Source organism: Bacillus yapensis, from assembly GCF_005280205.1.
In the GTDB taxonomy this organism is placed as follows: domain Bacteria; phylum Bacillota; class Bacilli; order Bacillales; family Cytobacillaceae; genus Robertmurraya; species Robertmurraya yapensis.
The window spans coordinates 172,168-194,358 of record NZ_SUND01000008.1; the positions used below are offsets into that span (position 1 = coordinate 172,168).

Genomic DNA, 22,191 nt, shown 5'->3' on the forward strand with positions numbered 1-22,191 from the left:
GTCCAGGATGACTTTTTTTCACCTATTAATGAGTTTCGTTTCAGCTTGGCTCGTTCGGTAGAATAGCAGGAGCGACCAAAATGATAATCGTTGCTATTACTGCCATCACGGCACCTGTTGTAAAATTAAATGCTGTTCCCATCATAGCGCCTGCTACATACGTTAACATTTGAATTAGAGCGAATGTCCAGAAAAAAGTCCAAAAGTATTTCACCGTATTCACCTCTTACTATTTAACATCCTTTTCATTCTACCATAGGGAATATGATTGTTAAAGTGAAACTTGATATATAGGGTGATGTACCGCTTACACAATCAAAATAAATCAAACAATTTAAGAAAGAAATCATCCAGAACTAGGCAAATTCCCTTACACTTTAATGTTCCCGTCATACATTAATAAGAGTAAAAATTGCTAAAGGAGTTTTTCGTATGGAGCACCGAAACTTTAAACTGGATACCGAATGGAATATGATTCATTATCCCGAAAAACCTACTGGTTTCGGTATCCTTATCATTGGTGATGAAAGGCATTTTGTTGATGAGAAAACAAGCTTTTGGACGCAAAACGAAGGGAAATTAGCCCTTATTTCAAGGCTGAAGAAACAAGGCTACACCGTTTTCTATTCGAATTTGTATGGGAAGAATTGGGGCAGTGACAAAGCGGTACATTTGGCTAAGCGCTTATATGAATTTGTCATCCGAACAGAGATTATAAATAATAAAATCCATTTATTCGCTGAAGGAATGGGAGCCTTAGTAGCACTTAAGCTGCTAGAAGAAATGAAAGGGAATATTCGCTCGGTTGTACTGTTGAATCCAGTTCTTTCTCTAAAATATCACCTAGAACAGGAAAAAGAACATAAATTTTTCTATAAAAAGCTTTTAAAGGAGCTTTCCTCTTCTTATAATACGGAAAGCAATCAGATTGTCGAAATCATTAGTAATCCTGACGATGACAGTCCAACTTTAAACTCGGATGTTCCATTGAAAATTATTCATGTGCTTTCAGGGAATCGAGCATATAAGCAGTCCAATTTGTTGAAGAATCTGTCGGTTAAGTGGAAAAACGAGCAAGCACCAGTTACAATCACCTATCTTGTTCCTGAAAAAAAAGAACGTTTGGATTACTATTTGGTCAATTTTATGAAGGAGAACGAAAGAGTTTTGTAATATCGATGAATCGATATGAATGGAAATAATCAAGCCTTCTAGAGCATAGGATGAATTAAGAGTTTGCTCGAGGGAGGCTTTTTTGTCATGGAAATAACATATATTATCGGGGCTTTTGAATTTTTAGGATTTCATTTTTGTGAAAAGATTTTAGATGACGGGAAAGAGGTTGTTGGTGTTCAGTTAGTCTCTACCGATGATGATTATTTAATAGAAGAAATGCGGTTACATATCGGAAGGAATGCAAATTTTTCAGAATGTGAACTGCATTCGTTAGAAATAGAGGATATTGATTCTTTTAAAAATGTATGGATCGTCGATTTTTATGATTTTTTTATGAAAGAAAGGGAAGAGAAAGTCCTAAAGAATGAAAGTTTGAATAATGTTTTTGAGAAATTAGACAATAGCAAGAACAAAGTAGTGTTTCTTCTACCTATCTCTCTGTTGTCTCATTCCATGTTTGAAGAAGAGAAGAAACAGTTACAAAATTTACTTGAATCGCTTGAAGTACCGGTTCAAGAAATCTATTTGCCTACCATTTATGGTCCATGGCAGCCGAAGGAATTTCTTTTTCATCAAGCAATCAGTGATGAAGTTAAACAATGGAATTATACTCAGCGGGAATGGACTGGGGATGCAATCTATGTGGAGGATATGGTCGAGGCAGTTTTGAAAATAATTGAAGAAAGAAATGACAGATATCTTTTAATAAATAAAGAGAAAGATCAATGGATGCAGGTTGCAGCGCAATTGAAACTAGCCCATCAGCCAATTGATGAGAAAAGGATTACCTTTGATGGGGTGAAAAGAATCGTAGAACCATCCATCTCGATTGAAGAAGGCTTAATGAGGCAAAAGAGACTGATGCAATCTTTGCGCTTTGAAGATTAAAACGATGTATATGTTGAAATACCAATACGGAGAAAAAATACTTTTCAATTTTTCACGATAAATGTAGAATTAAAGAGATATACCGATCATACTAGGTATAAAGAGCCATTATATTATTTTTTTTGAAGGGCGGAAAAAGAATGAAAAAGAGATTAGGGCTGTTCGCGATTATTCTTTTATGCCTTTATACATTATCAGCATGTGGACAACCTTTAGCTTCAGGAAAGTTGAAAAAAGCAGGGTTGTTAGTTACAGAAAGCGTAAATGATCAAGTATGGGGGACTAAGGGTTATAAGGGAATGCTTAAAATCCAATCTCATTTTGATGTGGATGTTTATTATAAAGAAGGAATCAATTCACAGGCTATTGCTGAGAGAGCAGTAAAAGAATTTGATCAAAAAGGCGTTAACTTAATTTTTGGCCATGGGCAAGAATACGCCGAATATTTTAATAAGCTTGCCGATCAGTATCCTCATATTCATTTTGTTAGTTTTAACGGAGATGCTACGAAAGAAAATACAACCAGTTTAAATTTTGATGCGTATGCGATGGGTTTTTTTGGTGGTATGGTAGCAGGTCACATGACAAAGACAAATAAATTAGGGATAATCGCAGCATATGAATGGCAACCAGAAGTAGAGGGCTTTTATGAAGGGGCTTTGTTTCAAAATAAAGATGTAGATGTAGATATCCAATATGTTTGGCAATGGGACGATGACAAGCGGGCACTCGACATATTAGATAATATGCTTGGGAAAGATATCGACGTCTTCTATCCTGCTGGAGATGGATATAATGTTCCTGTCATTGAAAAGATTAAAGAGCACAATCTTTTTGCAATCGGGTTTGTCTCAGACCAATCAGATTTGGGAGAGTCAACGGTATTGACCAGTACTGTTCAGCATGTCGATACCCTTTATGAGTTAGTAGCTGATGAGTTTAATAAGGGGAAGCTTGACTCAGGGAATCTGTCCTTCGATTTTCAAGAAGATGTTATCTCTTTAGGAAAGTTCAGCCCTCTTGTGGACGAGGAATTTAAGAAATCGTTGAATGAGATGATTGAATCCTATAAGGAAACTGGAAAGTTACCTAATCATGAAGATTAAGAAAAACTGCCTGTCATTTTTGATAGGCAGTTTATTTTTTTTGAAGGAAATCTAAAAGCACGGGTTTAATTTTTCTAAACAGAGGCTTTAATTCATTTGCTGAGTTCATTAAAGTATCGACATGCTGCATGATTTCCATGTAATCAAGATTTTGGAGGCGTTCTCCTATGAACGGAATTTGATTGAGTGGATCTTGTTCGGAACTCTTAGAGCGTGAAGGACGATTTCCAAATAACCAATCACGTTCTCTTTGTTCCTCAGGTTCTGTATCTTCTTCTTTTTCATCAAAACGCGCACCAAACATAAATTTTGAAATGGGATCTTGATAGGGTTTGTTCTCTTCTTCCATTTCAAAAGCACCTCCTATAGGTAAGCGAGATCTTAACGAGTCAGCTTCAAAAGCAACCATACATGACCTCTTCCTAATAATTTATGACTTCGTGTAGTTAATGTATAGACAAACGTGGAATAACTTACTGGAGAAGGGAGAATTTAAAAAAAGTTGCAGTTAAAACATTAACTTGTTAAAATAATTAGTACCAAGTCATAATAATTGATAATAAAAAGAGAAAATAATATATTTTATAAACCACGGAGGGTGTTGACTTTATGAATGCAGGTGTAATTGGAATTGGTAGATATGTGCCTGAAAAAGTAGTGACGAACGCTGATTTTGAAAAGATTATGGATACTTCTGATGAGTGGATTAGAACTCGAACAGGGATTGAAGAGAGAAGATTTGCAGATGATGATACAGACACATCTGATTTAGCTTTCAATGCAGCAAAAAATGCGATTGGAAATGCGGAAATATCCCCTGAGGAAATTGGTTTAATCTTAGTTGCTACTGTAACACCAGATGTTCCATTTCCATCTGTCGCTTGTAAAATCCAAGAAAGACTTGGTGCGGTAAATGCTGCTGCAATGGATATAAGTGCTGCTTGTGCCGGTTTTATGTACGGAATGGTAACCGCAAAGCAGTTTATTGAAGGCGGATCATACAAGTACGTTTTAGTGGTTGGTGTAGAAAAATTATCAAAGATTACCGATTTTGATGATAGAGGCACTGCTGTACTGTTTGGAGACGGAGCTGGTGCAGTTGTCATGGGTAAGGTTTCTGGAGACCGCGGAATTTTAGCATTTGAGTTAGGAGCGGACGGAACAGGAGGAAAACATCTCTATCAAGACGAATATATTATAATGAATGGACGAGAAGTGTTTAAGTTTGCTGTACGACAAATGGGAGAAAGCAGTGTTAATGTTTTAGAAAAAGCTGGACTCACAAAGGAAGATGTGGATATGCTAATCCCACATCAAGCAAATATTCGGATTATGGAAGCTTCTAGACAACGATTGGAGCTACCAATCGAGAAGATGTCGAAGACCGTTCATAAATATGGGAATACATCCGCAGCTTCCATTCCAATCTCGATTGTAGAAGAGTTGGAAGCCGGAAAAATTAAAGACGATGATGTTCTTGTAATGGTAGGCTTCGGTGGAGGTTTAACCTGGGGAGCAATCGCATTAAGATGGGGTAAATAAATAACAGATTTTTTGAGCAAAGGAGATTGAAACTATGACGAAACGAAGAGTTGTTGTTACTGGAGTAGGGGCTGTTACACCGCTAGGAAGCAACGTCGAAACAACATGGAATAATATTATTAACGGAGTTTCAGGGGTAGACTTTTTAACGAGATTGAATCCTGATGAGTATCCAGCAAAGGTTGTTGCTGAGATTAAAGATTTCAATGTAGAAGAGTTCATTGATAAAAAAGATGCAAGAAAAATGGATCGTTTCACTCAATACGCAGTGGCAGCTTCTTTAATGGCTGTTAAAGATTCAGGACTTGAGATTAACGAACAAAACTCTCATCGAGTTGGTACTTGGATTGGTTCTGGTATTGGTGGTATGGAAACTTTCGAAAACCAATTTGAAATATTTTTAAATAAAGGTTACCGCAGAGTTAGTCCATTCTTCGTTCCAATGATGATTCCAGATATGGCAACTGGTCAGGTTTCCATTACATTAGGAGCAAGAGGATTCAACTCTTGTACGGTAACGGCTTGTGCAACAGGTACGAACTCAATTGGAGATGCTTTTAAGGTTATCCAACGAGGCGATGCGGATGCAATGGTTACTGGTGGAGCTGAAGCTCCGATTACAAGAATGGCAATGGCTGGCTTTAGTGCAAACAAAGCATTGTCTACAAATCCAGACCCAAAAACAGCGAGCCGTCCATTTGACTTAAACAGAGATGGTTTTGTTATGGGAGAAGGAGCAGGAATTGTAGTTCTAGAAGAGCTTGAGCATGCATTAGCTCGTGGGGCTAAAATTTATGCTGAAATCGTTGGTTATGGTGCAACTGGAGATGCTTATCACATTACAGCTCCAGCACCAGGCGGTGAAGGTGGCGCGCGCGCGATGAAAATGGCAATTGAGGATGCTGGACTTACGCCTGCAGAAGTTGGTTACATCAATGCTCATGGTACTAGCACAGATTACAACGATAAATTTGAAACATTAGCAATCAAAGAAGTGTTTGGAGAGCATGCATATAAGGTACCTATTAGCTCGACAAAATCGATGACAGGTCACCTGTTAGGAGCTGCTGGAGGCGTTGAGGCCATTTTTGCAGTTATGGCAATTAAGGATTCAATCCTTCCTCCAACAATTAATTTAGAGACTCCAGATCCAGAATGTGATCTTGATTATGTTCCAAATCAAGCAAGAAAGCAGGAAGTCAATGTTGCTATTAGTAACTCATTAGGTTTTGGCGGACATAATGCAACGATTGCTTTCCGTAAATACGAAGGATAATAGGATAAGGTAAGGCCCTCCCGAAAAGGTAATTAGATGACCTTTTTGGGAGGGTCTTTTTCTGTTGTTAGGGGAATACGATCAAATTGAGGGGCTGATTCAAGTGTTCATGCCATTCTAGGGCCATTCTTTTTTCACTCTTCTACCACAAGTCTCATAGACTAATGTAAAAATTGGCTGGAGGATGAATTGATGGGGGTAATCGAAACGGATGAATGGCTTAGCCGAGACTTTGATCAACCTGTAAAAATAATTGAGCGAATGATGGATGAACCAACGGATTTTTACTCGTACTTACAGCAATTTGGGATGTACAAGCCAACCCAAAGAACATGGGAGTATTTCAAACAGCTCAAGGAAGACAAAATCTGGGGAAAGGTCGCGAACCTCCATAAAGAATACCGAAAAAAATGGAATGGCGATGATGTTGATATATATATTTTTCCGAGTCGAACAAATAACAAGGGTGGGGTTTCTTTTAAGGAATCGATGTATTTATTTGTACCGCCGCTCGAGGACCCAAAAGAGTTAGAAGCCTTGTTTATTCATGAATATCATCACGTATGTAGATTAAATCGGCAAAAGAAGGACGCAAAAGACTATAAACTTCTTGATTCAATGGTGTTAGAGGGCTTGGCTGAACATGCTGTTGAGCATTACTGCGGAAGAAAGTATCGAGCAAAATGGTGCGAATATTACACAGATAAAGAATTGGAAAAATATTGGAATGAATTAAAAAAGGACATTCTTCATACAAGTAGAAAGGATACTCTTCACGACCGAATTTTATTTGGGCGAGGGGGATTTCCGAAGCTAATTGGATATGCTCTCGGATACTACATTACGAGAAGAAACAAAAACGAGAATAATAATTTTTCTAGAAAAATAAATTTTTATTCGGAAGCCGAAAATTTCATAAACAGTAATAAAAACGCCTGAAATCCCATGAAGTAAATGGCTTTCTAAAAACATTTATAATTTTTAATAAATAGAACTTTAGAAATTGTTAAAAATATCTTGCGATTTTAACAATTTTGTAATAATATTTTAATAAATCAAATGAATTTACAGAATAATTGAAAATCAAATAAAAACGAGCCTTCAAGTTAAGTTCTCTTCATCTAGTGTTGAATCAACATAGTAGATTCAGTGCATGTATGAGATTCACGCTCCGGAGGGGTTAGGAGGATTATTTTGAGTGAACCAATTTTAGAAATCAATCATTTAACAACATCCTTTCGAATCAAGGACGAACATTATGCAGCTGTTGATGATGTGTCTTTAACAGTTAATAAAAATGAGCTACTCGCCATCGTAGGAGAATCAGGATGTGGCAAGAGCGCATTAGCGTTTTCAATTATGAGATTACACAATCGGGCCAAAATTGAGGGTGAAATTAAATTCAAAGGTCAGAATATTGCGGGATTTAATACGTCACAATTGAATGCTTTACGTGGCAAGGACATGGGGATGATTTTTCAAGACCCATTAACAGCCCTAAATCCTCTAATGATGATCGGTGATCAAATTGGTGAGATATTACTGATACATAATAAGAACCTTTCAGTGAACAAAAGAAAAGGAAGAGTTATTGAACTTTTAAATAAAGTGGGAATTCCTGGAGCTGAACATGTATACAATCAATTTCCACATGAACTATCTGGTGGAATGAGACAAAGGGTTGTTATTGCAATGGCGATTGCGAATAATCCAGAGCTACTTATTGCGGACGAACCGACAACAGCTCTAGATGTGACAATTCAATCGCAAATTCTTGACCTGATGAAGGAACTTAAGGAAGAGTCGCAAGCAGGCGTTATTCTCATCACCCATGATTTAGGGGTTGTGGCAGAGATGGCTGACAGAGTAGCCGTCATGTATGCGGGACAAATTGTTGAAATAGCTGATGTGTATACGTTGTTTGAAAATCCATTACATCCATACACTCGTTCTCTATTAAACTCTGTCCCTACTGCAAATGAGGAACAATCAAAGCTACACGTGATTCAAGGGGTGGTTCCATCCTTGCAGAACCTTCCTCGTGAAGGCTGTCGTTTTAGTGCAAGAATTCCATGGATTTCTGAATCAGCCCATGAGAAAAATCCTGTATTGCACGAGGTAAGCCCAGGTCATTTTGTGCGCTGCACGTGCTATAAGGATTTTCATTTCCCTGATGGACAGAAGGAGGAACACAACCATGTCATTTCTTGAAGTTAACGATTTAAAGGTTCACTTTCCAATCCGTGGGGGATTCTTTGGGGGAACGCAAGGTTATGTCAAAGCGGTAGATGGAGTTTCGTTTTCAATTGAAAAAGGAAAGACCTACGGATTAGTAGGGGAATCAGGCTCGGGTAAGACTACTACCGGTCGCGCGATTATCGGATTAAATAAGATTACCTCTGGGAAGGTCTTGTTTGACGGACAAGAAATTACGGATCTTCATCGTGCGAGCAAAGACATCAGAAGAGATATTCAAATGATCTTCCAGGATCCATATTCATCTCTTAATCCGAAAAAACGAGTAAGTGATATTATCGCTGAGCCACTACGAAACTATGAAAAGTTAACGAAGGGCGAAGAGCAAAAGCGAGTACAAGAATTACTAGAGTTAGTCGGTTTGAGCCCAGAAAGTAGTTTGAAATATCCGCATGAATTCTCTGGTGGACAAAGGCAACGGATTGGAATTGCGAGAGCAATTGCACTCAAGCCGAAATTAATTATTGCCGATGAACCAGTTTCTGCGTTGGATGTTTCGGTACAAGCCCAGGTGTTGAACTTCATGCAAGATATTCAAAAAGAATTAGGCTTAACCTACTTGTTTATCAGTCATGACCTCGGTGTCATTAAACATATGTGTGATGAGATAGGGATCATGTACAAAGGAAGATATGTAGAGTCAGGTACGAAGGAAGATATCTTTAACAATCCTCAACATATTTATACGAAACGATTGGTTGCTGCGATTCCAGATATCAATCCACGGAACCGTAGTCAGCATCTTCAATTTCGTCAAGAAGTCAAGAAAGAATATGAACAGGCATTCAATAAATACTTTGATAGCGAGGGCTTAGCCTATCAATTGCAGCCCGTATCTAACACACATCTAGTGGCTTTGCCTGAGAAAGGTTGAATGTTATGTGGAAATTTACTTTACGTCGAATCGTAACCATGATACCGCAAGTACTTTTACTTAGTATTATTGTTTTTATCCTAGCGAAAATGATGCCAGGGGATGCTTTATCAGGAATGGTTGACCCAAACATTGATCCGAATACGATCGCTGAAAAGCGTGAAGCACTTGGTTTAAACGACCCATGGTATCAACAGTATACAAGATGGCTGGGTGGAGTATTTCAGGGTGATTTAGGACAGTCCTTCCATTTTAAAATGGATGTTAGTGAATTGGTTTGGCAAAGAATTGTCAACTCATTTTGGCTTTCCTTACTTACACTAGTTTTAACTTATTTAATTGCCATTCCACTTGGGATCACAAGTGGTCGATACAATGATTCATGGTCTGACCGTTTAATTACAGGCTATACATATATCGGTTTTGCGATGCCGATCTTTATTTTCGCACTTGTGATGCTTTGGGTATTTGGCTTTTATTTAGACCTTTTCCCAACAGGTGGAAGTGTCGAGCCTGGCATAGAACCAGGCACGTTCGAATACATTATGAGCAAGATTTATCATATGTTATTACCTGCCCTATCGATGGCTCTGATTACAACAGTTTCAACAGTACAATATCTACGAAGTGAGATTATTGATACAAAGCAGAAGGATTTTATTCTTACAGCAAGAGCAAAAGGTGCTTCTGAATCACGAGTGTATAATCGTCATATTTTAAGAAATTCACTGTTACCGATTGCGGCTTTTCTCGGATATGAAATCACAGGTTTAATTGGGGGTTCCATTTTTATCGAGAACATCTTCGGCTACCCAGGCATGGGGCAACTGTTCTTGAATTCCATTCTTCTTCGTGACTATAGTGTCGTAACAGCTCTTGTATTATTATTTGGAATCTTATCCATTCTGGGAGCATTGCTTTCAGATATTATATTAAGCCTTGTAGACCCACGTATTCGAATAAAATAAGCATTTGTAAACTGTGAGGTGATTCAAAATGGAAATGAACAAAGTTGAACTCGTCAATGACAAAGAAGTCGCGATTAGTCCATCAGGATGGAAAATTGTTGGACGAGAGATTGTGCGTGATAAATTAGCTTTATTTTCACTAATTCTTCTTACTGTAATTATCATTTTGGTCTATGGGGTTTCCTTTTTCTTAAACCAGGAGGAAATTGTTACGGTAGATCTATTCTCCATACATGAACCACCTTCTGAAACACATATATTAGGTACAGATTATGGTGGTCGAGATGTATTTGGACAATTGATTATTGGAACACGTAATTCATTGTCCATTGGAATAATGGTAACTGTCATGACTGGTGTAATAGGCATTATTTTTGGAATGGTAGCTGGTTATTTTGGTGGAACAACCGACAATATTTTGATGAGAATTCTTGATTTTTTTCAAGTACTTCCTTTTTTAATGATTGTTATCGTGTTTGTGGCGATTGTTCCGAAATATGGTATTCTTTCATTCTCGTTAATTATGACGGCCTTTTTGTGGATGGGAATTGCCAGATTGATTCGTTCAAAGGCCCTTCAAGAAAAAGAACTCGACTATGTACAAGCATCGAAAACGCTAGGTACATCTGATTTGAAAATTATGTTTACACAAGTACTGCCAAATTTAAGTTCGTTAATCATCGTTACGATGACATTAAATTTGGCAGCTAATATTGGTCTAGAATCTGGTCTATCATTCTTAGGATTTGGATTTCCTGAGAGTACTCCAAGTTTAGGTACTCTTGTATCATATGCAAGAAATCCTCAGACATTGGAATTTAGATGGTGGGTTTGGGTACCTGCATCCGTACTTATTTTAGTATTGATGTTAAGTATAAATAATGTCGGGCAAGCGTTAAAACGTGCGACCGACGCAAGACAAAGAAGAGGATAAAAGGGAGGCAATACAATGAAGAAGGCAAAATTCAGTAAGCTTCTGTTAGCTGTTATGCTAGTGTTTTTACTAGTATTAACTGCTTGTACTGGTGGCGACAAGGAAACTTCCAAAGAAACCACTGACGACACAGACAAGAAAACGGAAGAAAAAGAGGATGGATTATTTTCCATCGATGATTTCACAAATGTGAAGACAAATGAAGGAGAAGCAATCGAAGGCGGAAATTTCACTTTCGGATTAGTTTCTGATACTGCATTTGAAGGAACTTTAAACTGGAACTTCTACTCTGGAGATCCTGATGCACAAATTTTATCCTGGTTTGACGAAGGTTTATTAACATGGGATGCAAACTATGTTTACACAAATGATGGTGCTGCAACATATGAGCCACAAGATGCAGTTTCTGAAGCAGTTCTTGCAACTTTACCTGCAGACCAAGCAGCTGAAGTAGCTGAAAATGGTGTAACAATTAAGTTCCAAATTAAAGACAATGTTAACTGGCACGATGGTGAGCCTGTAACTGCAGAAGATTGGTTATTTGCTCATGAAGTTATTTCTAATAAAGATTATGATGGTCCACGTTATGGTTCTGATTTCACAAACATCGTTGGTGTGGAAGCGTACCATAACGGTGAAGCAGATAAAATCTCTGGTATCGAAGTATTAGATGACAAGACTTTACAAATTACTTATATCCAATCTACTCCATCTCTTGTAACTGGTAGTATTTGGACTTACCCTCTAGCAAAGCATATCTTTGGTGATATGGCGGTAGCTGATATTTCTTCATCTCCAGAAGTACGTGAAAAGCCAATTGGTTTTGGCCCATTCATCGTAGATAGCATCACTCCTGGTGAAGCAGTAGTATTAAAGAAAAATCCTGATTACTGGCGCGGTGAACCTAAGCTAGACCAGGTAACAGTAAAAGTTATCAATCCGAACGTAGTTGTACAGGCTTTAGAAAAAGGTGAAGTTGATACAGTAAGTGCATTTAACGTTGACCAATATCCAGATAATGCAGATATGTCTAACGTTGAATTCTTAGGGACGATTGACCGTGCATATACGTATATTGGCTTTAAATTAGGTACATGGGATAAAGAAGCTGGCGTAGTTAAGCCAGATCCAAATGCAAAAATGGCAGATGTGAAATTACGTCAAGCTATGTGGCATGCTGTTGACAACGATGCAGTAGGTAAAGAATTCTATCATGGTCTTCGTTGGAATGCGACTACTTTAATTCCACCGTCACACCCAGAATTCCACGATGCATCAAATCCTGGTCGTGAATATGATCCAGAAAAGGCAAAACAATTATTAGACGAAGCTGGTTACAAAGATGTTGATGGCGATGGCGTTCGTGAAGATAAAAATGGTGAACCATTAGTAATTAACTTTGCTTCAATGTCTGGTGGAGACACAGCAGAACCACTAGCACAATACTATATCCAATCTTGGGCTGCTGTAGGATTAAAAGTAGAATTATTAGATGGACGCTTACAGGAGTTCAACTCTTTCTATGAGAGAGTAGGACAAAACGGTGATGATGATCCTGCAGTCGACATCTATCAAGGTGCTTGGGGTGTTGGTATTGACGTAGATCCTCGTGGATTATATGGTCAAGATGCAATTTACAACTTCTCTCGTTATCATAGTGATAAAAACGATGAGTTAATGGCAAAAGGTGTTTCTAAGGAAGCATTTGATGTTAATTTCCGTAAGGATGCTTATAATGAGTGGCAACAATTCATGGTAGAAGAAGTACCTGTATTCCCAACACTATATCGTGCAATCGTTGTACCGGTTAATAACCGCGTTCTAAACTATGCTGTTGGTGATGGAACTGGCATTTACTTAAATGAAATTGCTGTTACACAAGAAGAAGCTCTTCAAGCTGAATAATAATAATGAAGGAAGAGGCTCGCATTCGTGCGGGCCCCTTTTTTAGTTTTTATCCAAGAAAAATAGAAAATGGCTTAAGGTGGTATTTATGGGAATAAATTAGCCTGACACTGCCCATACTTAGTGACAAAGAGTTAATGAAGTGAGGGGTAGTGTCATGTTATATCTTCATGATGTATGGGTGAACTGGTTTGAGGGAGAAGAAAATGGATACAATGTATGTCACTTTCATGAATGGCGCAAGGACGACGGCGTTGAACTACTTGACCAAGTACCGCTAGTGAAAATAAACTCTACATTATTCAACTACATAGAAAATGATTTATCAGAGCTACCGCAACAATTATTAGACGATATTTATCAGAAGGCGTACTTACGAAAAAATCATGAACGTATTCAACTTGATTATTGCTTTATTGTTACAGACGGTGCCGGGATATTAGTAGTGGATACCATTGGTTATAACATTCCTATTCGAAAAAGTAGACTTATTCCAAGGCAGGAGCAATTGGTGTATGAAATGATTGAAAATCATGATCCAATTGACTATCAATTCAATGATGGTTCGACTCTTAAACAATTTCATATTTTATCTCCATCACCAGAATTGATGAGCGGACTAACCCGAAAAGAAAGACAGTTAAAGCAGTTATTGTTTATGGCCCTAGATCAGCTTCGTGCATGTGATAATGTTGCTGAAATTCGTTACTGGCTAACAGAATGGAGTCCAGAACGTTATGGGGAAATTCAGGATTTAGATTTTGAAGCAGCATGGAACGAATTATTTGAGGAAACACAATATAGCTGGTCGAGTAAGCATGAGCAGTTTTGCGAAAATATCATAAAGGGACAACCTTTTTTTGAAAAACTTTGGGAAATGGAGCATGGTCCGAAGGTGAATTAAATTGGGACAGTGGCTAAGAAATGCATGACCACTTGAATCGTCAAGAAATTATCATCTAAACAAAAAAGTCCAATTCTACCGTGAATTGGACTTTTGCTGTTCTCTCATAACCGTAAAGAAAATTTACTTTCTCTTTCTTCCTAAGCCCATTGCTCTTTCCATTTTCTTAAGCATTTTGTTAGCGACCGCATTGGCTTTTTCAGCACCGCGGTCTAAAATGGCATCTAATTCAGGGCTATCAATTAGTTCATAGTATTTCTTTTGAATAGGCTCTAAAGCTTCAACAACAACTGTAGCCAAATCACCTTTGAAGTCTCCATATCCTTTACCTTCATACTCATTCTCAATATCAGAAATAGACTTACCAGTAAAGATTGAGTAAATCGATAAAAGATTCGATATACCAGGCTTATTTTCCTTATCGTATTTGACTATACCCTCAGAATCCGTAACAGCACTCTTTATTTTCTTCTCGATTTGTTTTGGACCATCTAATAAAGAAATAAATGCCTTTTGGTTAGGATCTGATTTGCTCATTTTCTTAAGAGGATCCTGAAGTGACATAACACGTGCCCCTTCCTTAGGGATACGAACCTCAGGGATGGTGAAAATATCATTGTACTTCTTATTAAATCTTTCCGCTAAATCCCTAGTAAGCTCCAGATGCTGTTTCTGATCTTCTCCAACAGGGACAAGATTTGTACTATATAGTAGAATGTCTCCGACCATTAACGGTGGGTATGTAAGTAGACCAGCAACAACGGCATCCTTACCTGCAGACTTGTCCTTAAATTGAGTCATTCTCTCAAGCTCACCAATATAAGTCACACATTGTAGCATCCATCCAGCTTGCGCGTGTGCTGGAACCTCCGATTGGATAAAAAGAGTCGCCTTCTCTGGATTAATTCCGACTGCTAAATAAAGAGCAGCTAGACTTCTGATGTTTTTTCGAAGCTGGGTAGGATCTTGTGGCACTGTTATCGCATGTTGATCGACAATGCAAAAATAACAATTATATTCGTCCTGTAGCTCAACGAATTGCTTCAATGCTCCAATATAGTTTCCAAGCGTAATCGTACCACTTGGTTGAATTCCTGAAAAAATCGTTTGCATCCTTGTTTCCTCCTATTTCTCAATTCATAAATTATACCATTTTTACAGGAGAAATTAAAATGAATAGATGTACAAAGCTAAAAGCATAACACCCGTAACCAAGATTCCATTTAATAGGAAAGGTAATACATTAAAAGAAATCATTTCCGATGGAGGAGTCATTTCTTCAATTTCCGATTTTTTCACATTCTTTCCTGCGAAAACTTGCCGGAATGATTTCGTTACTGCATCAAAGAACCCACTTCTAACAGTAAAAAATAATAATGAAATTAATATGAATAAGCTCCCAATATAAAAAGAAATATTAATATAGTGGAGCAACGTAATCTCCTTATTATAGAGAAGAGAAAGGAGGAATACGGCTACTTGAGAAATCAGAAATAAAAGAATAGTCTTAATTATTTGTTTTTTCAAAATATCGACCTCGCGAAAAAATGTTGTTTGTAAAATAACATTATACAGGAAAGTAGTAATTAAAACACAAGATTAAGCAAGCGGAAATTTAAGTATAAACCTTCAAAATTAAGTTATTACAACTTTTTACAAAATTGTAAAGATTAAATTACTAATATTTCTGTAAAATAAAATTTTTTCAGAAAAACAATTTACAATGAAAATATTATCTGTATAATAGTCATTGTAACCATTTTTCAGAAAATATAAAAAGGGGAGGCATACTAGTGAAAAAGTCAAAATATTTTCTACTTTTATCTTTAATGCTAGTAATCAGCTCATTCCTTGCTGCTTGTGGTGGCGGAGATGATGCTGGTAAAGACAAAGAAGGTGCTGATAACACAGCAGCTGTTCAAGAACTTAAAATGTTGGAGTCTACTGCAATTCCATCTATGGATAGCGTAATGGCTCAAGATACTGTAAGTTTCACAACATTAAACAACGTTAACGAAGGTTTATACCGCCTTGATCCAAACCAAGAGGTAGTTGAAGGTGTGGCAGATGGTGAGCCTACAATTAGCGAAGATGGAACAGTTTACACTTTTAAATTAAAGGATGCAAAATGGTCTAACGGTGAGCCTGTTACAGCGAACGATTTCGTTTATGCTTGGCAACGTGCGATTGACCCAGAAAATGCATCTCCATACGGTCCATACATGATGGATGGTAAAATTAAAGGTGCAGCTGAAATTACCGCTGCTGCAGCAGAAAAGAAAGAATACGACCTTAGCACTTTAGGTGTTAAAGCTGTCGACGACAAGACTCTTGAAGTTACATTAGAAAGACCAATTCCTTATTTCAAATCTTTAATGGCGTTCCCAACGTTCTATCCACAAAACCAAAAGTTTGTTGAAGAACAAGGTGAAAATTTTGGCCTAAAAGCTGAAAATGTATTATACAACGGACCATTCGTTCTTTCTGAATGGGATGGAAGTACTGATGAAGAATGGGTATATGCTAAAAATACTGAATATTGGGATGCAGACACTGTTAAGCTAGAAAAGCTTACATGGAATGTATTAAAAGAATCTCAAGCTGCTGCAAACGCATTTGAGACAGGTGAAGTTGATATCACTGGTAAGCTTTCTTCTGATGTAGTACCTCAATATGAGGGTGACGAAAGATTACTTAACTGGTTAGAACCAACAATCTTCTGGTTGAAAATGAACCAAAAGAATAACCCTGCATTGAAAAATGTAAATATTCGTAAAGCAATTGCACAAGCAATTAACAAGCAAGATTTCGTAGATGGTGTATTAGCTAACGGTTCAATCGTAGCGAACTATGCTGTACCAAACGAATTTGTTAAGAATGATGAAACTGGTGAAGATTTCCGTTCAATCAACGGAAACGAATTATTACCTTACAATGTTGACGAAGCTAAGAAGTCTTGGGAAGCTGGTTTAGCTGAACTAGGCACTGATTCTGTTGAAGTTAGATACTTAGGTGATGACACTGAAAGTGCTAAGAAAGCAGCAGAATATGTTAAGAACCAATTAGAAACTAATCTTCCTGGAATCAAAGTAACAGTTGAAAGTGTACCATTCAGCGTACGTTTAGACCGTGAAAATGCACAGGATTACGATTTACAAATGGCTGGTTGGGGACCTGACTACTTAGACCCAATGACATTCTCTGATCTTTGGTTAACAGGTGGCGGAAACAACAAGATGGACTACTCTAACGAGAAGTATGACCAACTTGTAAAAGACGCTCAAACAACTTTAGCTCAATCTCCGGTTGAGCGCTATGAAGCACTTGCTGAAGCTGAAAAAATTCTACTTGAAGAAGATGCAGCGATTGCTCCTTTATATCAACGTTCTTCTAACTTACTTGTAAGTGAAAAAGTTGAAAACTTTACTTACCACTTAGTAGGACCTGAATACAGCTTCAAGTGGACTTCAGTAAAATAATACTTGTTTCAATTACAATGATAGACGTTGTAAAAAGAGAGTATATTGTTCATGACAATATACTCTCTTTTCCCTTTGTGAGAGAACTATCAAACTTTTTAGAGATTTTGAAATATTAGGGGGTGCAAAAGATGGCAAAATATTTGACTCAGCGTTTCGTTTACATGGTCATAACTCTTTTTTTAATTGCCTCGTTAACATTTTTCCTCATGAAAATTATTCCAGGTACGCCATTTTCGAATGCGAGTAAATTATCAGAAGCACAACTGAGCATTATGATAGATAAATACGGTCTGGATGAACCAGTTCCCGTACAATATGCCAACTATTTGTTGAACTTATTAAAAGGTGATTTGGGTGTTTCCTTCCAATTTAATAATGTGGGAGTAACAGACATAATTGTGAACAGCTTGGGTCCATCAGCAACACTTGGAGCCTTGGCGATTCTTTTTGGAACTTTCTTTGGAATTATTTTAGGTGTAATCTCTGCACTAAAACAGAATACATGGGTGGACTATTCCTCAACGTTTATCGCTGTATTAGGTAAATCCATTCCTTCATTCGTTTTTGCTGGATTGCTTCAATATTATGTAGGGGTAAAATTGGGCTGGTTCCCTGTTGCATTCTGGCGCGGTCCAGAATACATGGTACTACCAACCATTGCCTTAGCAATGTTCCCACTTGCAACAGCTTCTCGTTTTGTAAGAACGGAAATGATTGAAGTAATGGAATCGGATTATATCACTCTTGCAAAAGCAAAGGGTGCAAGCTGGTTTGAGATTGCCTTTAAGCACGCACTAAGAAACGCACTAATTCCGGTAGTTACGGTATTAGGGCCATTAGTAGTAAGCTTGATGACTGGTTCATTGGTTATTGAAAAAATCTTCGGTATTCCAGGAATCGGGGAGCAATTTGTTAAATCGATTACGATAAATGATTATCCTGTAATTATGGGTACTACGCTTTTATTTGCTGCACTGTTTGTAGTAGTTATTTTGATCGTCGATCTGCTATATGGAGTCATTGATCCGCGAATTCGTTTAGCGGGAGGGAAAAAATAATGTCACAAGAAAAAATTGCAAAAGAAATGTTTCTACCCGCTGAAGTCGATGCAACGAAAAGCGAGGAAATTTCAAAGCCAAGTTTAAATTATTGGCAGGATGCATGGCTACGAGTGAAGAAAAATAAAGGGGCTATTGTAAGTATGGTCATTCTCGTTCTTTTAACGATTATGGCACTTGTTGGACCTCTGTTAACAAATTATGGAATTGATCAACAAAATATTAAGCATAACAATTTGCCACCGCGAATTCCTGTTTTGGAAAAAGTAAGCTGGCTTCCATTTGATGGGGAATTAACGAGAAAAAATGGCGATGTTTATAATGCTTACGAGATGAAAAATGTCGATAATTACTATTGGTTAGGTACTGATAGTTTAGGTCGTGACATTTTTACTCGTCTATGGAAAGGTACGCAAGTATCTCTATATATCGCTTTCTTAGCGGCAGCTATTGATATGGTTATCGGTGTTCTTTATGGAGCGATTTCTGGCTTCGTTGGTGGAAGAACAGATAATTTTATGCAACGTATTACTGAAATACTTGTCGGTATTCCAAACCTAATTGTTGTAATCTTAATGATTATCGTTATGGATCCAGGTATTTTATCGATTACCATTGCATTAACAATCACGGGATGGGTCGGAATGGCCAGGGTTATCCGTGCCCAAGTTTTAAAGCTGAAGAATCAAGAATATGTATTAGCTGCAAGAACTCTAGGTTTATCTAATGGAAAGATTATTAGCAAGCATTTAGTACCAAACTTAGCTGGTGTTATTATTATCAACACAATGTTTACAATACCTAATGCGATCTTCTTTGAAGCATTCTTAAGCTTTATTGGATTAGGATTGCAGCCACCGTTGGCTTCATTAGGTACGTTAATTGATGATGGATTCAAAGTATTACAGCTTTATCCTTACCAAATGATTATCCCGGCAATCGTGATAAGCTTAATTATGATTTGCTTTAACATGGTTGCAGACGGATTACGCGATGCATTAGATCCGAAAATGCGTGACTAGAAAAAGGCAGGTGAATTAAAGTGACGAAAATATTAGAAGTAAATGATTTGCATATCTCATTCCACACTTTTTCAGGAGAGGTACAAGCTATCCGTGGAGTGAATTTTGATTTAAATAAAGGGGAAACACTAGCGATTGTTGGTGAATCAGGTTCAGGGAAATCTGTTACATCAAAGGCAATTATGCGTCTTTTACCCGAATCAAACTCAGACATTAAGAGTGGGGAAATTCTTTTTGAAGGTAAAGATCTTACGAAGCTTTCTGACAAAGCGATGCAAAAGGTACGTGGAAAAGATATTTCGATGATTTTCCAGGATCCAATGACATCTCTTAACCCAACGATGACGATTGGGAAGCAAATTATTGAACCAATTGTAAAGCATCAAAAGCTTAGCAAAGCAGCTGCAAGAAAGCGTGCGATTGAAATTCTTGAGTTGGTTGGAATTGCAAATCCAGAAGTTCGCTTCAATCAATATCCACATCAATTCTCAGGTGGTATGAGACAGCGTGTTGTCATTGCGATTGCCTTAGCGTGTAATCCGAAGGTGCTAATTGCAGACGAACCAACAACAGCTCTTGATGTAACCATTCAAGCGCAAATTCTTGAGTTAATGAAGGACTTACAGAAGAAGATTGATACTTCGATCATTTTCATTACCCATGACCTTGGGGTTGTTGCGAACGTTGCAGACCGCGTGGCGGTAATGTATGGTGGTAAAATTGTTGAAATCGGAACAGTCGATGAAGTTTTCTATAATCCGCAGCATCCGTATACATGGGGCTTAATCAGCTCAATGCCAACATTGGATACTGAGGATGAAGAGCTTTATGCAATTCCTGGTACACCACCAAATTTACTTCATCCGCCAAAAGGAGATGCATTTGCACCTCGTAACGAATATGCGATGAAGATTGATTTGGAAGAACAGCCACCGATGTTTAAGGTGTCTGATACGCATTATGCTGCAACATGGTTATTACACCCAGATGCACCAAAGGTTGAGCCACCACTTGCAGTACAAAGACGCCAACGTCAATTCCTTGATATAAAGGAGGGAAAGTAAATGGCGAGCAATGAAAAATTAGTGGAAATTAAAAATCTCAAGCAATATTTTAATATTGGGAAACCGAATGAAGTAAGAGCGGTAGACGATATTTCCTTCGATATTTTCAAAGGTGAAACATTAGGCTTAGTAGGAGAATCTGGATGTGGAAAATCCACAACAGGACGTACGATCATTCGCTTGTATGATGCGACTGATGGTGAGGTCATCTTCAACGGAGTAGATGTTCACGGTAAGAAGAAGAAACAAGAGTTGAAAGATTTCAATCGTAAAATGCAAATGATCTTCCAGGATCCGCAGGCTTCTTTAAACCCGCGTATGAAGGTATCTGATATTATTGCCGAAGGAATCGATATTCATGGTCTTGCGAAGACAAAAGAAGAGCGCATGAATCGAGTTGTGGAATTATTAGAAACGGTTGGATTAAATAAAGAGCATGCGAATCGTTATCCTCATGAATTTTCTGGTGGACAAAGACAGCGTATCGGTATTGCCCGTGCACTTGCTGTTGAACCGGAATTCATCATCGCGGACGAGCCAATTTCAGCTCTTGACGTTTCGATTCAAGCTCAGGTTGTTAACCTAATGAAAAAGCTACAAAAAGAAAAAGGACTTACGTATTTATTCATCGCTCATGATCTTTCCATGGTGAAATACATCAGTGATCGAATTGGGGTTATGTATTTCGGTAAATTAGTAGAGCTTGCACCTGCAGATGAACTTTATAATAATCCGATTCACCCTTATACACAGTCTTTATTGTCAGCTATTCCATTACCGGATCCAAATTATGAGCGCAATCGTAAGCGTAAAACGTACAATCCGAAGGTTCATAATTATAGCGAAGGTGACAATGTTCAGTTCCGTGAAATCAAGCCTGGTCATTTTGTCCAATGTTCTGAAAAGGAATTCGAGCAATACAAGGCACAATACAAATAATAAAAAACGATCTCAAAAACGAGATCGTTTTTCTTTTTGTGCTGAGGGCAACAGTGTACTTTTGAAACTACCACTCACCATAGGATTGACAAATATAGCTGTGGACGAGTGAATTGTGTCAATCAAACAGGTGATGAATGACAACTATTAGCTAGATTGTGAGAATTGTGTCAGTCAAGTAGGTGATGAATGACAACTATTAGCTAGATTGTGAGAATTGTGTCAATCAAACAGGAGATGAATGACAACTATTAGCTAGATTGAGTCAAGTCCTTAATCTTGTGTAAAAGTGTCAACAATGGATTTTTAACTAAACTAAAAATTTGTATAGTAAGCAAGAATTATTTCGAATTTATATTGAGAGGCGGGCATGATAGCCTGGAGGGCGAGCCAGGTGTTGTAAAACTCCTGGCTTCCTGGCTTTATTTCATGCCCGCTGGAGGCTCAATGTCAATTCGAAATTAGGCATTTCCACCACATATGGAAAGGTAGTTTAGCCTATTTTTTTCTTGGTTTTCCTCTAGTAATTTGTTTCATCGATTGTTCCTCGTTTACCTGCATGAGAACAGCTCCAATCAATCTAAATGCGGATTGAGTATTCGGAAATATACGGATAACTTGTTCCCTTCTTCTAACCTCTTGATTTAGGCGTTCCAATGAATTTGTACTACGTATGAATTGTTGAAACCTAACTGGCTCATTTAAGTACTGAATGGCATCTTCGAAGCCATCTTCTAGTGTTTGAATAGCCTTTTCAAGCTTAGGATTATCCCCAAAGCGTTCAATGAATTCATTTT

At 37.8% G+C, this 22,191-nt stretch carries 22 protein-coding genes; 17 read left to right on the plus strand and 5 right to left on the minus strand.

All coding sequences use genetic code 11. The features are described from left to right. Positions 1–40: 40 nt before the first annotated feature. The gene (locus FAR12_RS11675; RefSeq protein WP_126408843.1) at positions 41–214 is read right to left on the minus strand and encodes a YjzD family protein; all 174 of its coding nucleotides are present in this window, start codon (positions 212–214) and stop codon (positions 41–43) included. A 218-nt stretch (positions 215–432) separates the two neighbouring features. Between FAR12_RS11675 and FAR12_RS11680 the strand changes: the two genes are divergently transcribed. From FAR12_RS11680 to FAR12_RS11690, 3 genes are all read left to right on the plus strand, one after another. Next, positions 433–1,173 (plus strand): lipase family protein, encoded by a 741-nt coding sequence (locus tag FAR12_RS11680; protein ID WP_126408844.1) that lies wholly within the window; start codon positions 433–435, stop codon positions 1,171–1,173. 87 nt (positions 1,174–1,260) lie between these two features. Further along, a complete protein-coding gene (locus FAR12_RS11685; RefSeq protein WP_126408845.1) occupies positions 1,261–2,064 on the plus strand; it encodes an NAD-dependent epimerase/dehydratase family protein in 804 nt (267 codons plus the stop codon). Between the two features lie 140 nt (positions 2,065–2,204). Next, complete coding sequence (locus FAR12_RS11690) at positions 2,205–3,170, plus strand: BMP family ABC transporter substrate-binding protein (RefSeq protein WP_126408846.1); 966 nt, start codon at positions 2,205–2,207, stop codon at positions 3,168–3,170. Positions 3,171–3,201: 31 nt separating this feature from the next. Here FAR12_RS11690 and FAR12_RS11695 read toward each other — a convergent pair whose 3' ends face one another. Then, positions 3,202–3,579 carry a hypothetical protein gene (locus FAR12_RS11695; protein ID WP_126408847.1) on the minus strand — a complete coding sequence of 126 codons (378 nt, stop codon included), beginning with the start codon at positions 3,577–3,579 and terminating at the stop codon, positions 3,202–3,204. Positions 3,580–3,779: 200 nt separating this feature from the next. On the opposite strand from FAR12_RS11695, the gene FAR12_RS11700 reads away from it, so the two are divergent. The 9 genes from FAR12_RS11700 to FAR12_RS11740 all read left to right on the plus strand — a co-directional run bounded on the left by FAR12_RS11700 (position 3,780) and on the right by FAR12_RS11740 (position 13,829). Further along, on the plus strand, positions 3,780–4,712 hold the full coding sequence (locus tag FAR12_RS11700; RefSeq protein WP_126408848.1) for a beta-ketoacyl-ACP synthase III: 933 nt from the start codon (positions 3,780–3,782) through the stop codon (positions 4,710–4,712). A gap of 34 nt (positions 4,713–4,746) precedes the next feature. Further along, positions 4,747–5,988 carry a beta-ketoacyl-ACP synthase II gene (gene fabF / locus FAR12_RS11705; protein ID WP_126408849.1) on the plus strand — a complete coding sequence of 414 codons (1,242 nt, stop codon included), beginning with the start codon at positions 4,747–4,749 and terminating at the stop codon, positions 5,986–5,988. Positions 5,989–6,180: 192 nt separating this feature from the next. Continuing rightward, a complete protein-coding gene (locus FAR12_RS11710; RefSeq protein ID WP_126408850.1) occupies positions 6,181–6,927 on the plus strand; it encodes a DUF2268 domain-containing putative Zn-dependent protease in 747 nt (248 codons plus the stop codon). Between the two features lie 255 nt (positions 6,928–7,182). Next, positions 7,183–8,199 (plus strand): ABC transporter ATP-binding protein, encoded by a 1,017-nt coding sequence (locus FAR12_RS11715; RefSeq protein WP_126408851.1) that lies wholly within the window; start codon positions 7,183–7,185, stop codon positions 8,197–8,199. Continuing rightward, positions 8,186–9,118 carry an ABC transporter ATP-binding protein gene (locus FAR12_RS11720; RefSeq protein ID WP_126408852.1) on the plus strand — a complete coding sequence of 311 codons (933 nt, stop codon included), beginning with the start codon at positions 8,186–8,188 and terminating at the stop codon, positions 9,116–9,118. Before FAR12_RS11715 ends, FAR12_RS11720 begins: the two co-directional genes overlap by 14 nt. A 5-nt stretch (positions 9,119–9,123) precedes the next feature. Next, on the plus strand, positions 9,124–10,086 hold the full coding sequence (gene opp4B / locus FAR12_RS11725; protein WP_126408853.1) for an oligopeptide ABC transporter permease: 963 nt from the start codon (positions 9,124–9,126) through the stop codon (positions 10,084–10,086). 28 nt (positions 10,087–10,114) lie between these two features. Beyond that, positions 10,115–11,020 (plus strand): ABC transporter permease, encoded by a 906-nt coding sequence (locus tag FAR12_RS11730; protein WP_126408854.1) that lies wholly within the window; start codon positions 10,115–10,117, stop codon positions 11,018–11,020. Positions 11,021–11,035: 15 nt separating this feature from the next. Then, the gene (locus FAR12_RS11735; RefSeq protein ID WP_126408855.1) at positions 11,036–12,925 is read left to right on the plus strand and encodes an oligopeptide ABC transporter substrate-binding protein; all 1,890 of its coding nucleotides are present in this window, start codon (positions 11,036–11,038) and stop codon (positions 12,923–12,925) included. A 157-nt stretch (positions 12,926–13,082) separates the two neighbouring features. After that, positions 13,083–13,829, plus strand: a complete 747-nt coding sequence (locus FAR12_RS11740) for a YjbA family protein (protein WP_126408856.1) — start codon at positions 13,083–13,085, stop codon at positions 13,827–13,829. 123 nt (positions 13,830–13,952) lie between these two features. Here the strand turns inward: FAR12_RS11740 and trpS are convergent, their stop codons facing one another. Both trpS and FAR12_RS11750 read right to left on the minus strand, forming a co-directional pair. Beyond that, complete coding sequence (trpS, locus tag FAR12_RS11745; protein WP_126408857.1) at positions 13,953–14,942, minus strand: tryptophan--tRNA ligase; 990 nt, start codon at positions 14,940–14,942, stop codon at positions 13,953–13,955. 54 nt (positions 14,943–14,996) lie between these two features. Next, positions 14,997–15,356, minus strand: coding sequence for a DUF3899 domain-containing protein (locus tag FAR12_RS11750; protein WP_170972176.1), 360 nt, complete (start codon positions 15,354–15,356; stop codon positions 14,997–14,999). A gap of 266 nt (positions 15,357–15,622) precedes the next feature. On the opposite strand from FAR12_RS11750, the gene FAR12_RS11755 reads away from it, so the two are divergent. From FAR12_RS11755 to FAR12_RS11775, 5 genes are all read left to right on the plus strand, one after another. After that, positions 15,623–17,308, plus strand: coding sequence for a peptide ABC transporter substrate-binding protein (locus FAR12_RS11755; RefSeq protein WP_126408859.1), 1,686 nt, complete (start codon positions 15,623–15,625; stop codon positions 17,306–17,308). A 131-nt stretch (positions 17,309–17,439) separates the two neighbouring features. Further along, complete coding sequence (opp3b, locus tag FAR12_RS11760) at positions 17,440–18,369, plus strand: oligopeptide ABC transporter permease (protein WP_126408860.1); 930 nt, start codon at positions 17,440–17,442, stop codon at positions 18,367–18,369. Continuing rightward, positions 18,369–19,391: an oligopeptide ABC transporter permease gene (gene opp3C / locus FAR12_RS11765; protein ID WP_126408861.1), complete on the plus strand. Its 1,023-nt coding sequence runs from the start codon at positions 18,369–18,371 to the stop codon at positions 19,389–19,391. Before opp3b ends, opp3C begins: the two co-directional genes overlap by 1 nt. Before the next feature lie 20 nt (positions 19,392–19,411). Further along, complete coding sequence (locus FAR12_RS11770) at positions 19,412–20,455, plus strand: ABC transporter ATP-binding protein (RefSeq protein ID WP_126408862.1); 1,044 nt, start codon at positions 19,412–19,414, stop codon at positions 20,453–20,455. After that, positions 20,456–21,394: an ABC transporter ATP-binding protein gene (locus tag FAR12_RS11775; protein WP_126408863.1), complete on the plus strand. Its 939-nt coding sequence runs from the start codon at positions 20,456–20,458 to the stop codon at positions 21,392–21,394. Positions 21,395–21,892: 498 nt separating this feature from the next. Here the strand turns inward: FAR12_RS11775 and FAR12_RS11780 are convergent. Then, on the minus strand, positions 21,893–22,191 hold a 299-nt coding region (locus FAR12_RS11780; RefSeq protein WP_170972177.1), incomplete at its 5' end, for a transposase.